Source organism: Ruegeria sp. THAF57 (genome assembly GCF_903914075.1).
In the GTDB taxonomy this organism is placed as follows: Bacteria; Pseudomonadota; Alphaproteobacteria; order Rhodobacterales; family Rhodobacteraceae; genus Ruegeria.
In genome coordinates this window covers 47,307-61,240 of record NZ_CAIWNQ010000008.1, presented here as the reverse complement: position 1 = coordinate 61,240, position 13,934 = coordinate 47,307, and the positions used below count along the sequence as shown (strand labels likewise).

General features: G+C 58.5%; 13 protein-coding genes. 7 read left to right on the top strand and 6 right to left on the bottom strand.

Going from position 1 to position 13,934, the window contains the following annotated elements; all coding sequences use genetic code 11:
- Positions 1 to 12 precede the first annotated feature (12 nt).
- From tdh to RUESEDTHA_RS16975, 3 genes are all read right to left on the bottom strand, one after another.
- Positions 13 to 1,041 carry an L-threonine 3-dehydrogenase gene (gene tdh, locus RUESEDTHA_RS16985; RefSeq protein ID WP_180887996.1) on the bottom strand — a complete coding sequence of 343 codons (1,029 nt, stop codon included), beginning with the start codon at positions 1,039 to 1,041 and terminating at the stop codon, positions 13 to 15.
- Positions 1,042 to 1,055: 14 nt separating this feature from the next.
- Positions 1,056 to 2,240, bottom strand: coding sequence for a glycine C-acetyltransferase (locus RUESEDTHA_RS16980; protein ID WP_180887883.1), 1,185 nt, complete (start codon positions 2,238 to 2,240; stop codon positions 1,056 to 1,058).
- 108 nt (positions 2,241 to 2,348) lie between these two features.
- Positions 2,349 to 2,912: a helix-turn-helix domain-containing protein gene (locus RUESEDTHA_RS16975; protein ID WP_180887882.1), complete on the bottom strand. Its 564-nt coding sequence runs from the start codon at positions 2,910 to 2,912 to the stop codon at positions 2,349 to 2,351.
- A gap of 118 nt (positions 2,913 to 3,030) precedes the next feature.
- Between RUESEDTHA_RS16975 and RUESEDTHA_RS16970 the strand changes: the two genes are divergently transcribed.
- The gene (locus tag RUESEDTHA_RS16970) at positions 3,031 to 4,206 is read left to right on the top strand and encodes an acetyl-CoA C-acyltransferase family protein (RefSeq protein ID WP_180887881.1); all 1,176 of its coding nucleotides are present in this window, start codon (positions 3,031 to 3,033) and stop codon (positions 4,204 to 4,206) included.
- A 98-nt stretch (positions 4,207 to 4,304) separates the two neighbouring features.
- Here RUESEDTHA_RS16970 and ubiB read toward each other — a convergent pair whose 3' ends face one another.
- Both ubiB and ubiE read right to left on the bottom strand, forming a co-directional pair.
- Positions 4,305 to 5,834 carry a 2-polyprenylphenol 6-hydroxylase gene (gene ubiB, locus RUESEDTHA_RS16965; protein ID WP_180887880.1) on the bottom strand — a complete coding sequence of 510 codons (1,530 nt, stop codon included), beginning with the start codon at positions 5,832 to 5,834 and terminating at the stop codon, positions 4,305 to 4,307.
- Entirely contained in the window at positions 5,834 to 6,586 is a 753-nt protein-coding gene (gene ubiE, locus RUESEDTHA_RS16960) for a bifunctional demethylmenaquinone methyltransferase/2-methoxy-6-polyprenyl-1,4-benzoquinol methylase UbiE (RefSeq protein WP_180887879.1), read from the bottom strand. The genes ubiB and ubiE overlap by 1 nt, the downstream gene beginning before the upstream one ends.
- 86 nt (positions 6,587 to 6,672) lie before the next feature.
- Between ubiE and mutM the strand changes: the two genes are divergently transcribed.
- The 6 genes from mutM (at position 6,673) to recF (ending at position 13,301) form a co-directional block, all read left to right on the top strand.
- Entirely contained in the window at positions 6,673 to 7,524 is an 852-nt protein-coding gene (mutM, locus tag RUESEDTHA_RS16955; RefSeq protein ID WP_180887878.1) for a bifunctional DNA-formamidopyrimidine glycosylase/DNA-(apurinic or apyrimidinic site) lyase, read from the top strand.
- Positions 7,525 to 7,590: 66 nt separating this feature from the next.
- Positions 7,591 to 8,367 carry an enoyl-CoA hydratase gene (locus tag RUESEDTHA_RS16950; RefSeq protein ID WP_180887877.1) on the top strand — a complete coding sequence of 259 codons (777 nt, stop codon included), beginning with the start codon at positions 7,591 to 7,593 and terminating at the stop codon, positions 8,365 to 8,367.
- 225 nt (positions 8,368 to 8,592) lie between these two features.
- On the top strand, positions 8,593 to 8,856 hold the full coding sequence (gene rpsT, locus RUESEDTHA_RS16945; protein ID WP_152459792.1) for a 30S ribosomal protein S20: 264 nt from the start codon (positions 8,593 to 8,595) through the stop codon (positions 8,854 to 8,856).
- 554 nt (positions 8,857 to 9,410) lie between these two features.
- Positions 9,411 to 10,796: a chromosomal replication initiator protein DnaA gene (dnaA, locus tag RUESEDTHA_RS16940; RefSeq protein ID WP_180887876.1), complete on the top strand. Its 1,386-nt coding sequence runs from the start codon at positions 9,411 to 9,413 to the stop codon at positions 10,794 to 10,796.
- Positions 10,797 to 11,022: 226 nt separating this feature from the next.
- Entirely contained in the window at positions 11,023 to 12,144 is a 1,122-nt protein-coding gene (gene dnaN / locus RUESEDTHA_RS16935; protein WP_180887875.1) for a DNA polymerase III subunit beta, read from the top strand.
- A 59-nt stretch (positions 12,145 to 12,203) separates the two neighbouring features.
- Entirely contained in the window at positions 12,204 to 13,301 is a 1,098-nt protein-coding gene (gene recF, locus RUESEDTHA_RS16930; protein ID WP_180887874.1) for a DNA replication/repair protein RecF, read from the top strand.
- Here recF and RUESEDTHA_RS16925 read toward each other — a convergent pair.
- A complete protein-coding gene (locus tag RUESEDTHA_RS16925; protein ID WP_180887873.1) occupies positions 13,298 to 13,864 on the bottom strand; it encodes a carboxymuconolactone decarboxylase family protein in 567 nt (188 codons plus the stop codon). The genes recF and RUESEDTHA_RS16925 overlap by 4 nt on opposite strands.
- Between the last annotated feature and the right edge of the window lie 70 nt (positions 13,865 to 13,934).

Genomic DNA, 13,934 nt, shown 5'->3' with positions numbered 1-13,934 from the left:
GGTGCCAGAGCGTCAGGTCCAGTCCAGCACCACCTTGCCGGATTGCCCGGATTTCATGGCGGCAAACCCTTGGGCAAAGTCGACGACCCTGAACCGATGCGTGATGACCCGGCTGACATCCAATCCGTTCTGCAACATGGCGATCATCTTGTACCATGTCTCGAACATCTCGCGGCCATAGACACCCTTGATGGTGATGGCCTTGAACACGATGCGTGACCAGTCCACAGGCGACTTGCCGGGCGGTATCCCCAGCAGTGCGATCTTGCCGCCCATCACCAGTGCCTCGACCATCTGATCCAGCGCGGCTTGCGAGCCTGACATTTCCAACCCCACATCAAACCCCTGCGTCATGCCAAGGTCTGAAATGACGTCCTGTAGGTCCTCGCGGGAAACATCGACTGTTCGCACGGTGGGCACCACATGTTCGGCCAGTTTCAGGCGGTCGGGGTTGATGTCGGTGATCACTACGTGTCGCGCACCGGCATGGCGGGCGACAGCGGCTGCCATGATACCGATTGGCCCCGCGCCAGTGATCAGAACATCCTCGCCCAGCAAATCAAAACTGAGCGCGGTGTGAACAGCGTTTCCCAGCGGGTCAAGAATGGCACCGATTTCGTCTGGCACGTCGTCAGGCAGAGGGACCACGTTGAAGGCAGGCAGCTTAAGATACTGCGCAAAGGCCCCCTGCTCATTCACACCGATACCGCGCGTGCCGGGGTCTAGGTGGAACTTTCCGGCGCGGCTTTGACGGCTGTCATTGGTGATCAGATGGCCCTCGCCCGAGCAACGCTGGCCAACCTCAAGCCCAGCCACATTGCGCCCGATCTCGACGATCTCGCCGGCGAATTCGTGGCCAGTGATCATGGGTACCGGAACGGTAGCTGCGGCCCATTCGTCCCAGTTCCAGATGTGAATGTCTGTACCGCAGATGCCCGTCTTGTTGACGCGGATCAGAACCTCGTCCGGGCCGATCTCGGGGACCGGGGCTTGCACCATCCAAAGACCTTCTTCAGGCTTGGATTTCTCAAGCGCTTTCATGGTGTTGGGGTGCATCAGATCACTCCCAGTTCGCTGCCAACCTTGCCAAAGGCGGCCAGCGCGCGGTCCAACTCGTCACGGGTCAGAGCGGCGTTCATCTGGGTTCTGATCCGGGCCTGTCCGCGTGGGACGACCGGGAAGAAAAAGCCCGAGACATAGACGCCCTCATCAAATAGTCGCGCGGCCATATCCTGTGCCAGCGTCGCTTCGCCCAGCATCACCGGGATGATCGGGTGTTCACCGGGCAGCAGGTCAAATCCCAGTTTTTCCAGACCGGCCCGCCAGTAGTTTGCGTTTTCGAACAGCCGGGCGCGCAGGTCTGCGCCGTCGTTGACAAGGCGAATGGCCTCTAGCCCAGCGGCCACAATGGATGGCGGCAGCGAGTTCGAGAACAGATAGGGCCGCGCCCGCTGCCGCAGCAGGTCGATCACTGGCTGCGGCCCAGCGATGTAACCGCCGATTGCCCCCCCAAGTGCCTTGCCCAGGGTTCCCGTCAGGATGTCCACATCAACACCGAAATGATCCGGCGTCCCCGCGCCGTTCGGTCCCATGAAGCCGGTGGCGTGGCAATCGTCGACCATGACGATGGCGTCGTACTTGTCAGCTAGTTCGCGGATCTTCGGAAGGTTGGCCAGATAACCATCCATCGAGAACACGCCGTCCGTGGCAATCATGATATGCCGCGCCCCATCCGCGCGCGCCTGTTTCAGCCAGGCCTCAAGATCGTTCATGTCATTGTTCATGTACCGATAGCGTTTCGCCTTACACAGGCGCACCCCGTCGATGATTGAGGCATGGTTCAGACTGTCCGAGATAATCGCGTCATCGGGGCCCAGAAGGGGTTCAAACAACCCGCCATTTGCGTCGAAACAAGCGGCAAACAGGATCGCATCATCCTTGTTCAGGAACTGTGCCAGCTTCTGCTCCAATTCGCGGTGAATATCCTGCGTGCCACAGATAAACCGGACCGAGGCCATGCCGAACCCTTTGGGCTCCATCGCGCCTTTGGCCGCGTCGATCAACGCCGGGTGATCGGCCAGCCCCAGATAATTGTTGGCGCACAGGTTGATGACCTGCTTGCCACCTACCGTGATTTCTCCGCCCTGAGGTGAGGTGATCATGCGCTCGCGTTTATACAGACCTTCCGCTTCGATCTGCGCGAGGGTGTCCGTGACGTGGGACAGGAACGTATCAGCCATGGCGATCTCCTTGCTCTGAGTCGCGTATCTAACATAGCGGATGAAATTCCCAAATAGGGGATCGACATAATGACGGAAAAATTTCCGTGAAGGCGGATTTTTGCCAGTTCAGGCGTTTTTGACGATAAGAAAAACTCTGGCGGTACCTTCGGCGGTGATCGAATGGGCAACGTCCGCGGCATATCGTGCCGTGTCACCCTGTTTCAGATCGCGGGTGGCGGACCCGGATGTGATGCGAACCGCGCCTTCCAGCACTGTCAGTTGCTCGCGCGCGCCCCGCGCGTGGGGCTGGCTGGTCAGCCCGCCATCTTGCTCAAAGTAGATATCATAGACCTCGTGGCCGCCTGCTTCTTCGGGCGGCGAGAGGATGCGAATACGGCAGTTCTGGCCCATATTGTCGATGCTGGGCACCTCTGCGCTGCGCAGAACTTCGATTTGATCGGCGCTGTCAGATTCCTCCAATAAACCTGCAAAATCTACCTGAAGGGCCCGGGTCAAATTCCACAGGGTCGATATTGTTGGGCTGCTCTCGCCCCGTTCGATCTGACTGACCATGGACCGGGACACACCGCTGAGGTTGGCGACCGCTTCGAGGGACAGGCCCTTGGCGCGGCGCGCTTCTTTCAGGCGGGTGGGCAGCCGTGTCAGGATACCGTCTGATTTTTCCGTCATGGCGGAATCTGATGCGCTTTTCAGGATGGCTTGTCAATTCTGCTTGTGACGGTACGTCCTATGGGACAGCTTTGTGCTGCAGATGCATAGTGGCGCCAATTCCAAGAGGAGAAGACACATGAAAGATATCGTCATTCTGGATGGGGCCCGTACGGCTGTTGGAACGTTCGGCGGAGCGTTGTCCTCGACCGCGCCGATTGATCTGGCAACTGTAGTGACCGAAGCCGCGATGGAGAAGTCGGGCGTCGAGGGTGGCCAGATCGGCAACGTGGTTTTCGGCCATGTGATAAACACCGAACCGCGCGATATGTATCTGTCTCGTGCGGCGGCGAAGCAGGCGGGTATCCCGGTCGAAACTCCGGCGATGAACGTGAACCGCCTGTGTGGTTCGGGTGCGCAGGCGATTGTGTCGGCGGTGCAATCGCTGATGTTGGGCGATGCCGAATTCGCAGTCGCTGGTGGCGCCGAGAGCATGTCGCGCAGCCCGTACATCGTGCCGCAGGCACGTTGGGGCGCGAAAATGGGCGACGTTACATCGTTGGACATGATGCTGGGAGCGCTGAACTGCCCGTTTGGCACTGGGCACATGGGTGTGACGGCCGAAAACGTGGCGGACGAACATCAGGTGACACGCGAGCAGATGGATGCGTTCGCACTGACCAGCCAAACCCGTGCTGCGGCGGCCATTGAGGCCGGATATTTCCAAAGCCAAATCACGCCGGTTCAGGTCAAGGTCAAGCGCGACATGGTGGACTTCATGGTTGATGAGCACCCCAAGGCGACCTCGATCGAGGCGCTGGCCGGGTTGCGTCCGGCGTTCAAGAAGGACGGTCGTGTGACGGCAGGCAATGCCTCGGGCATCAATGACGGCGCAGCCGCGATGGTTTTGGCGACGGCGGAGGCGGCTGAGAAAGCCGGTCTGAAGCCGAAAGCGCGTATTCTGGGCTATGGCCACGCGGGTGTGCGGCCCGAAGTGATGGGCATCGGTCCGGTGCCTGCGGTGCAGAACCTGCTGGCGCGCACTGGCTTGACGGTCGAGGATTTTGACGTGATCGAAAGCAACGAAGCCTTTGCGTCGCAGGCGATTGCCGTCAACAACGAACTGGGGCTGGATACTGCCAAGGTTAACCCGAACGGCGGCGCGATTGCATTGGGTCACCCTGTCGGGGCGACTGGTGCAATCATCACGCTGAAAACACTGTATGAACTGGAGCGGATCGGTGGGTCCAAAGGTCTGGTGACGATGTGCATCGGCGGTGGTCAGGGGATCGCCATTGCCTTTGAACTGCTCTGATTTGAGAAGTTGGCGGGGGGCTGTCTGCCCCCCCATCGCACCTTTGGGCGCGATTCCCCCCGAGGATATTTTGGGCCAGATGAAGGGGCCGATCGGTTTTAGCTGAGCGCGTTCACGATCAGAACGAGAACCGCGCCCGCGGCTGCGCCGATGGTCGCTGGAAGCGCCATTGACCAGAAGCGGGGGGGTCTCGGTTCGTCCTTCTGGGTTTGTGAGATCAGTGCGTTTTCCACCAGAGCCGGCAGGCGAGGGCCAAAGCGGGCCAGAACCATGGCCGTTTTTCCGAAGTCGCGCAGGGCCGCGCGCGGGCCGATGGATTGCTTGATGTAGTCCTCGACCACGGGGCGGGCGACTTCCCAGATGTTGACTTGCGGGTCAAGCGAGCGCGCGACACCTTCGACCACCACCATTGTGCGCTGCAACAGGATCAATTCGGTGCGGGTTTCCATGCCGAACCGTTCGGTGACTTCGAACAGGTAATTCAGCAGGCGGCCCATTGAGATATGGGTGGCGTCCATTCCAAAGATGGGTTCTCCGACCGCGCGCAGGGCGCGGGCAAATTCGTCGACATCCCTGTCGGCGGGAACGTAGCCCGCTTCGAAATGGACCTCGGCCACGCGTTTATAGTCGCGACGGATGAAGCCAAAGAGGATCTCGGCATAGACCCGGCGGGTGTATTCGTCGATATGGCCCATGATCCCGTAGTCATAGGCAATGATATCACCATTGGCGGCGACCTTGAGGTTGCCCTGATGCATATCGGCATGAAAAAAACCGTCGCGCAAAGCGTGCAGCAGGAACAGACGCAATACGCGCTCGCCAAGATCGCGGCGGTTATGATTGGCCGCATCCAGCGCGTCATTGTCGCCTAGCGGTATGCCGTCGGCCCAACTGAGGGTCATGACCCGACGCGCGGACAGGGACCAGACCACAGGGGGCAGCCAAAACCCGGTATCGTCCTTGGTATTGGCGGCGTATTCCGAGGCGGCGGCGCTTTCGAGACGCAGATCAAGCTCACCCCGCACGACGCCGTCGAAATGTTCGATCACTTCCATGGGTCGCAGGCGGCGCGCGCCTGGGGCAAACAGTTGTACGATGCGTGCCGCGAAATAGAAGGCGTCGACGTCCCTGCGGAAGGCGCGCTCGATCCCGGGGCGCAGGACTTTGACGGCGACATCTTCGCCGGTGCTGGTCAGCTTTGCCTTGTGAACCTGGGCGATGGATGCGGCAGCAATGGGTTCGCTGAATTCGTCGAATATATTCGAAACGGGTTGTCCCAATTCCTTTTCGACTTCGGCCATGGCCTCGGCCTTGGGAAAGGGGGGCAGTTTGTCCTGGAGGACGCGCAGTTGTTCGGCCAATTCGTTGCCGACGACATCGGGGCGGGTCGAGAGAACCTGGCCAAATTTGATATATGCCGGACCCAGCGCCGTGAGCGCGCGGGTGGCCGGTGGCATCGACGGATCGCCCTTATACCCGAGCCACTGGAACGGTTTGCCTAAAGTGTGCGCAAGAACGCGCAGAGCTTTTGGAGCCTCGAATGCGTCAAGCACCACATTCATCGCACCGGTGCGTTCGAACGTGGCACCTGTGCGGATCAGGCGGATGATGTTATGGGGGCCGCGCATCAGATCTTCCAACCGGAATGCAAGGCGGCGATACCCATGCTCAGGTTGCGGTATTTCGCGTTCTCGAACCCTGCGGCGCGGACCATGCCCAGAAACGTTTCCTGATCGGGGAACTTGCGGATGGATTCTACCAGGTACTGATAGCTGTCGTAATCATTGGCGATCAGTTTGCCCATGCGAGGGATCACGTTGAAGCTGTAGAGGTCATAGAGCTTTTGCAGCCCGTCATTCGGCAACTGGCTGAATTCCAGCACCATTAGGCGGCCACCGGGTTTCAGCACGCGGAACGCCTCGTTCAGTGCCTCCTGCGGGCGGGTGACGTTTCGGATGCCGAATGAGATCGTGTAGACGTCGAACGTGTTGTCCTCGAACGGCAGGGACATGGCGTCGCCCACCACCCAGTTCAGACTGTCCGACATCTGATCGGCTTCGGCGCGCTGGCGGCCTTCGACCAGCATCGGCTCGGTCAGGTCCAGCACGGTGGCGTGGCCGTGGCCCGCGCGTTTGAGGAAGCGGAAGGAAATGTCCCCCGTGCCGCCCGCCACATCCAGCAGGCGTTGGCCGGGGCGCGGGGCCAGCCAATCCATCATCGCGTCTTTCCAGACCCGGTGGATTCCCATCGACATGACATCGTTCATCACGTCATATTTCGAGGCGACCGAGTTAAACACGCCCTGCACGCGCCCGGCCTTTTCAGCCTCGCGCACGGTTTCGAACCCGAAATGTGTGGTCTTGTCGTTGGTGTCGGACATTTGCCTTGCCGTTTGTCGAATTTCGCCTCTGTTATAGGGCCATTGGTATTGGGCACAATGCGGCCCTTTGGAATAGGAGCCAAGTAATGCCCGAATTGCCCGAGGTCGAGACAGTAAAACGCGGTTTGACCCCGGCGATGGAGGGTGTCGTTATCGGACGCGCCGATGTGAACCGCCCCGATCTGCGTTGGCCTTTTCCCGAACGGATGGCCGAACGGTTGACCGGGCAGCGGGTGGATCGGCTGCGACGACGTTCGAAATACATTCTGGCGGATCTCAGCAGCGGTGAGACCTTGCTGATTCATCTGGGCATGTCCGGCCGGATGACGGTGTCGGGCGATCCACTGGGGCAGTTCGTGCATGATCACCCGATGCCGGCAAAGCACGACCACGTCGTCTTTCACATGGAAAATGGCGCGCGGATCACCTTCAATGACCCGCGCAGATTCGGCGCGATGGACTTGCTGCCCACGGCCACCGCTGAAGAACACAAGCTGCTGTCGGTTCTCGGGCCGGAACCCTTGGGCAATGACTTTCATGAGCAACACCTGATTGACGCGTTCAAAGGCCGGAACACTCCGGTCAAATCCGCGCTGCTGGATCAGGGAATCGTTGCCGGATTGGGAAATATCTACGTTTGCGAGGCGCTTTATCGCGCCAGAGTGTCGCCACGTCGAAAAGCTGGTCAAATTTCTGCACAGCGTGTCGGTGCCATGGTTCCCATCATTCGTCAGGTGCTTCTCGAGGCGATTGATGCGGGTGGTTCATCGCTGCGTGATTTCCGCCAAGCCGATGGAGAACTTGGATATTTTCAGCACAGCTTTGAAGTCTATGGCCGCGAGGGTGACCCCTGCCGCACCGAAGGATGTGGGGCTGCCATAAAAAGAATCACCCAGTCCGGTCGCTCATCCTTCTATTGCGCGCAATGCCAAAGATAACTTGATCCAACGTTTTCGCGTGATAATGAATCGTTACTGAACGGAACAACCGGAAGCTTACACCTCATGGCTTTTGAGACGATCATCGTCGAAATCGAAGACCACGTCGCCCTTATCAAGCTTGATAGACCAGATGCTCTGAATGCGCTGAACTCGCAGTTGACGCAGGAATTGTGCACAGCACTGGAAGAGGCGGATCAAAACGACAAAGTGCGCTGCATCATCATCACCGGCTCGGAAAAGGCTTTTGCCGCCGGCGCGGACATCAAAGAGATGTCCGAGATGGGTTTTGTCGATGTCTACACCAAAAACCTATTCGGTGATGTAAATGACCGGATAACGGCCATCCGCAAACCAATCATTGCCGCAGTTGCAGGTTACGCGCTGGGCGGTGGATGCGAACTGGCGATGATGTGCGATTTCATAATCGCGGCAGATTCGGCCAAGTTCGGTCAGCCTGAAATCAATCTCGGAGTTATTGCGGGTCTGGGTGGCACGCAGCGCCTGACCCGGTTTGTTGGCAAGTCCAAATCAATGGACATGAACCTGACCGGGCGCTTCATGGATGCCGAAGAAGCAGAACGGGCGGGCTTGGTCAGTCGGGTTGTCCCTGCAAAGAAACTTTTGGATGAGGCGACGGCCGCAGCCCAAAAGATTGCTGAAAAATCCCAGTTGAGCGCAATAGCAGCAAAAGAGGCTGTGAATCGCAGCTATGAACTGCCGCTGAGCGAAGGGATGCTGTTTGAGCGTCGGGTGTTCCATTCGATGTTTGCAAGCGAAGATCAAAAAGAAGGTATGGCTGCATTTCTTGAAAAGCGCGCGGCCCAGTTCCGCGACAAGTAAGCGACCTTTCAGATCGGGTCAGGCGGGTACATGCCCGCCTTTTTCATACCTGCCTTGCAGCAATAAGAATCTGCTTGGCAAACCCTTCCAACTTGGATAGTAAGCGCCGCTATACATGCGCGTGCGGCCCGCTTTGGCCCGACTCACACTCGTGATTTCTGATCCGGTGCGGATTACCCGTGGCGCGCAATTCATAGAACCGTACCGTACAAAGGTCAGAGACACATGGCTAACTCGCCCCAGGCAAAAAAACGCGCTCGTCAGAACGAGAAGCGTTTCGCAATTAACAAAGCACGTCGTTCGCGCATCCGCACCTACCTGCGCAAGGTCGAAGAAGCGATCGCATCCGGCGACAAGGACGCAGCAACCGCCGCTCTGCGCGCGGCACAGCCCGAGCTGATGCGCGGCGTCACCAAAGGCGTTTTCCACAAGAACACCGCAGCGCGTAAAATGTCGCGCCTGTCCTCGCGCGTGAAGGCGCTGGGCTGAGTCTTTCTCTGACCTGGGGTCACGTAAGAAAGGCTGAACTATTTTGAAGGGCGTCGCGCATCGCGGCGCCCTTTTTGCTGTTGCCAGAATACCGCGCTTCACCAAGCCAAGAGATTCTTTCGCGCTCAGAGGCGAGTCAATATCAGAGTTTCGTTGCCGGGGACCTCGCCATCTTGTTACCACTGATTCAGCGATTCACTCGCTTGGGGGGACAGGCTGTTCCAGGGATCAAACTGACGGGCATCAGGGCGATCGGGAACGAATGTTGGCAACCGGGACTGCTGGTTTGCTGATCTGCTTTGGGACCTGATGCATTCAGGCTTCCTAGCCCTGTCTAAAAAAAAGAAGATTGCGACACGCAACCCGGTTTCCGGGGCGGTTCCGTTATTTGGAATGCCTTTGTGCCAGGTAGTGTCGACATTCAAAAACAAGGCGTCAGGCTATTTCAGTTTGGCGGATGGGTACCCTTTTGCGTGTGAGTGCGCGTACCGGGCAACCGGGACTTAGAAATAAGGCCGACAGGCCAATAAAGAATGGGATGCGTGAGGCGCTTAATGACACAAGAAAAATGGGGACTACTGCGTAATAAACTGCTCAAGGCTATTGGAAAAAATAACTACACCACCTGGATCGAACCTCTGGAGTTCCAAGAGGTTCAGGATGGGGTAGCTGTATTTTCGGTGCCTACGAATTTTATGGGCAATTACGTCAGCCAAAATTTTGCAGATCTCATCTTGTATGAGTTGAATACGGCAGGTGAGCCCGTTCAACGCCTTGCGTTCCGGGTCGCAGCAAATTCACCGACGCGCCCGTCAGTCGAGGCAGAGCCGGTGCAAGCGCCCGGGCCAGAGGCCGCTGTGCCCCATTTGACCGAAGTAGCAAATGATGCGTTGGAATCCTTGCAGGCCGCGCCTCTGGATGCCCGTTTCACATTTGACACTTTTGTGGTTGGTAAGCCCAACGAATTGGCCCATGCCGCTGCGCGCCGCGTGTCCGAAGGTGGCCCCGTGACTTTCAATCCGCTGGTTCTGTACGGTGGAGTTGGCCTGGGTAAAACGCACCTGATGCACGCCATTGCATGGGAACTGAAAACCAAACGGCCCGACCTGAACGTGCTTTACCTGTCAGCGGAACAGTTCATGTATCGCTTTGTGCAGGCTCTGCGCGAACGCCGCATGATGGATTTCAAACACCTATTCCGGTCGGTCGATGTGCTGATGGTAGACGATGTGCAATTCATCGCAGGCAAGGATTCTACGCAGGAAGAGTTCTTTCACACGTTCAATGCGCTGGTGGATCAGAACAAACAGATCATCATCTCGGCCGACCGCGCACCGGGTGAGATCAAGGATCTGGAGGACCGTGTAAAATCGCGCCTGCAATGTGGTCTGGTCGTGGATTTGCACCCGACTGACTATGAACTGCGTCTGGGTATTCTTCAGAACAAGGTGCAACAGTACAGCAGCACCTATCCCGATCTGAAAATCGCAGACGGCGTGCTGGAGTTTCTGGCCCATCGCATCTCGACCAATGTTCGTGTGCTGGAAGGCGCGCTAACGCGGTTGTTCGCCTTTGCGTCGCTGGTGGGGCGCGAGATTGATATGGAACTGACGCAGGATTGTCTGGCCGACGTGTTGCGCGCATCCGAGCGCAAGATCACCGTCGAGGAAATCCAGCGCAAGGTTTCAGAATACTACAACATCCGCCTGTCCGACATCATCGGCCCCAAGCGCCTGCGGTCTTATGCGCGTCCGCGTCAGGTGGCGATGTATCTGTGCAAGCAACTCACCAGCCGGTCCCTGCCCGAGATCGGGCGCCGTTTCGGCGGGCGTGATCACACAACGGTCATGCACGGCGTCAAACGTATCGAAGAGCTGAAAACGACCGACGGCCAGATCGCCGAAGACGTCGAGATGCTGCGCCGGTCGCTGGAAGCCTGATTTCCAGCCTCAGTCATTTGAAAGCGCCCCGGTCCTTTGGTCCGGGGCGCTTTCTTGTGGGCTTTAACCCACGGTTGGGTGGGAACTGTGCCCGCTTGGTCACGCCCCTCTTGACGCTTTGGTCAATCCGACTCAGAAATCCATAAAAAATCCTTGTGCCTCAGGGTGGAACCGCTAACGTGCCAGTCCCGCCCAAATCGGCACGCAAGTCAAAGGAATTGAGGGTATGAAGATCAGCATCGAACGCGGCACCCTTCTTAAGGCCGTCTCGCAGGCCCAATCCGTTGTGGAACGTCGCAACACCATTCCAATACTTGCCAACGTGCTGATCGAAGCCGAAGGCGATGTGGCCTTGTTCCGAGCCACCGATCTGGATATCGAAGTGGTTGATAAGGCGCCCGCACAGGTCGAAAAAGCCGGTGCGACCACCGTAGCGGCGACGACCTTGCATGAAATCGTGCGGAAGCTGCCGGATGGGGCTTTGGTGACGTTGACCGCTGACAGTGCCGCAGGTCGTCTGACGGTTGAAGCGGGGCGGTCGAACTTTTCGCTGGCGACCCTGCCGAAAGAGGATTTCCCGGTGATGGCGTCCTCGGAATATCAGTCGAACTTTACCGCCTCAGCGGCGCTGTTGCGGCGTTTGTTTGACAAGTCGAAATTTGCGATCTCGACCGAAGAGACACGCTATTACCTGAATGGCGTTTATATGCATGTGGCCGATGGATCCGAGGGCGGTAAGGTGCTGCGCTGTGTGGCCACAGACGGGCACCGTCTGGCGCGGATTGATGCGGATCTGCCTGATGGGGCGGCTGATATGCCGGGCGTGATCGTACCGCGCAAGACCGTGGGTGAGCTGCGCAAGCTGCTGGACGATGACGAGATGGATATCGCGGTTTCGGTCAGCGAAACCAAGGTGCGCTTTGCGACGCCTGATATCACGCTGACTTCGAAAGTGATCGACGGCACCTTCCCCGACTACACTCGTGTGATTCCGCAGGGCAACACGCGCCAGTTGGAAGTGGATGCCGCCGAATTCGCGCAAGCCGTGGATCGGGTGGCGACCGTATCGTCCGAGCGCTCGCGCGCGGTGAAGTTGCAGTTGGATGCCGATAAGCTGGTTCTGTCGGTCAATGCCCCTGACAGCGGTGCCGCCGAGGAAGAGCTGGCCGTGGCTTATGGCGACGAGCGGCTTGAGATTGGATTCAATGCGAAATACCTGCTCGAGATTGCCTCTCAGGTGGATCGCGAGAATGCGGTGTTCCTGTTTAACTCGGCCGGTGATCCGACCTTGATGCGCGAAGGCAATGATCAGAGCGCGGTTTACGTCGTCATGCCGATGCGCGTCTGATCGCGCTGGCGCGCGATGCCTCCGGCGGAAGTATTTTTGAACAGAAGAAGGGTGGGGTCATGGGATTGGCCCTGACCGAGCTGACGGTCTCGCATTTTCGGTCGCATAAGCTGGCGCGGCTGGCTTTGGATGGGCGGCCGGTTGCGCTGCATGGGCCAAACGGGGCCGGTAAGACCAACATTCTTGAGGCGGTGTCGTTGTTCTCGCCCGGACGTGGGATGCGGCGGGCGAGTGCGGCTGAGATGACGCGGCGGCCCGAGGCGCTGGGCTGGAAGCTGTCTGGTGTGTTGCAGGCGCAGGGGCAAAGCTATGAGATCGAGACGTGGTCCGAGGGTGGCGCGGCACGGCAAGTTCGGATTGATGGCAAGGCGGCCAGTCAGATTGATCTGGGCAAGCTGGCGCGGGTGGTCTGGCTGATCCCATCAATGGACCGGTTATGGATCGAAGGGGCTGAAGGGCGGCGGCGGTTTCTGGATCGCATAGCCTTGAGTTTTGATCCGACCCACGCTGAGGCGTCCCTGACTTATGAGAAGTCCATGCGCGAGCGGAACCGCCTGCTGAAAGAGCAGGTGCGCGATGCCCATTGGTATGCCGCGCTGGAAGGACAGATGGCCGAGACCGGATATCGTATCCACGCAGCGCGGCTGGCGGCATTGGATTGTTTGCGCGCGGCGCAGGAGAGGGCGGAAACCGCCTTTCCATCGGCTGATCTGGAGCTGGTGCAAACCGAAGGTGCGATGCCCGAAACAGCAGACGATCTGCGCGAGGCACTGGCCGAAAGCCGGTTCCGCGATTTGGCTGCAGGGCGGACATTGGTGGGGCCACATCGTTCTGACGTGTATGGGGTATTTGCAGCCAAGGGCGTTCCCGCCAGGGATTGTTCAACCGGAGAGCAGAAGGCGCTGTTGGTGTCGTTGATCCTGTCGAATGCACGTGCACTGGCTGAGACAGTGGGTGCGCCGCCGATCGTATTGCTGGATGAGGTTGCGGCACATCTGGATGCCGGGCGGCGGGCTGCGCTTTATGATGAGATTTGCGCGCTGGGGGCTCAGGCCTGGATGACAGGCACCGGGCCTGAGCTGTTTGCAGAGTTGGGGGACCGGGCCCAAACGCTGGTTGTTACCGAAAGCGATAAGGGCTCAGTCGTGACGGCTTAGGCCGGTTCGCCGACTTTGCGTTCCCACAAGAAGCCGCGCATCACCTCATCAACGGGTGTTTGGGCCATGTGGTTGACGTAGTTCGACATGGTTTTCTGTGCCAGGCCCAGCACCACATCCAGAACGGCGCGGTGCGAATACCCGGCGTCAAAGAACGCCTGAAGCTGTGCATCGGACGGGTTGCCACGGGTTTCCATCATTTGCAACGTGAAGGTCCGCAGGGCCTCAAGCTTGGCCGACGGGAGCGGAGTTTCGTTGCGCAGGGCCTCGGTGATTTCGTCCGAGACCTTCATCATCTTGGCGATGCCGGTATGGGCAGGCACACAATAGTGGCATTCGTTTTCCACGTTGATTGTCTGCCAGACAACAGTCTTCTCGTCATTGTCAAAGTCGGTCTGCAGGAACAAATGATGCAGAACCTGATAGCCCTCCAGATGCTGCGGGCTTTCCGCCATCACTTTATGTAGGCCGGGCAGGCGGCCAAACGCGGCCTGAGACTTTTCCAGCAGCGGTTTGGACCCTTCAGGGGCGGTTTCAAGGTCATGAGAGGGGAAGTTTGCCATGTCAAAACTCCTGTTTCTGGCGCTGTGAGTCGTATTTAGGCTTTATTGAGTGATCACTCAAGTATATATT

Excerpts from the sequence above, each read along its gene's own strand:
- tdh (WP_180887996.1), bottom strand. The coding sequence starts at position 1,041 with ATGAAAGCGCTTGAGAAATCCAAGCCTGAAGAAGGTCTTTGGATGGTG.
- RUESEDTHA_RS16980 (WP_180887883.1), bottom strand. The coding sequence starts at position 2,240 with ATGGCTGATACGTTCCTGTCCCACGTCACGGACACCCTCGCGCAGATC.
- RUESEDTHA_RS16975 (WP_180887882.1), bottom strand. The coding sequence starts at position 2,912 with ATGACGGAAAAATCAGACGGTATCCTGACACGGCTGCCCACCCGCCTG.
- RUESEDTHA_RS16970 (WP_180887881.1), top strand. The coding sequence starts at position 3,031 with ATGAAAGATATCGTCATTCTGGATGGGGCCCGTACGGCTGTTGGAACG.
- ubiB (WP_180887880.1), bottom strand. The coding sequence starts at position 5,834 with ATGCGCGGCCCCCATAACATCATCCGCCTGATCCGCACAGGTGCCACG.
- ubiE (WP_180887879.1), bottom strand. The coding sequence starts at position 6,586 with ATGTCCGACACCAACGACAAGACCACACATTTCGGGTTCGAAACCGTG.
- mutM (WP_180887878.1), top strand. The coding sequence starts at position 6,673 with ATGCCCGAATTGCCCGAGGTCGAGACAGTAAAACGCGGTTTGACCCCG.
- RUESEDTHA_RS16950 (WP_180887877.1), top strand. The coding sequence starts at position 7,591 with ATGGCTTTTGAGACGATCATCGTCGAAATCGAAGACCACGTCGCCCTT.
- rpsT (WP_152459792.1), top strand. The coding sequence starts at position 8,593 with ATGGCTAACTCGCCCCAGGCAAAAAAACGCGCTCGTCAGAACGAGAAG.
- dnaA (WP_180887876.1), top strand. The coding sequence starts at position 9,411 with ATGACACAAGAAAAATGGGGACTACTGCGTAATAAACTGCTCAAGGCT.
- dnaN (WP_180887875.1), top strand. The coding sequence starts at position 11,023 with ATGAAGATCAGCATCGAACGCGGCACCCTTCTTAAGGCCGTCTCGCAG.
- recF (WP_180887874.1), top strand. The coding sequence starts at position 12,204 with ATGGGATTGGCCCTGACCGAGCTGACGGTCTCGCATTTTCGGTCGCAT.
- RUESEDTHA_RS16925 (WP_180887873.1), bottom strand. The coding sequence starts at position 13,864 with ATGGCAAACTTCCCCTCTCATGACCTTGAAACCGCCCCTGAAGGGTCC.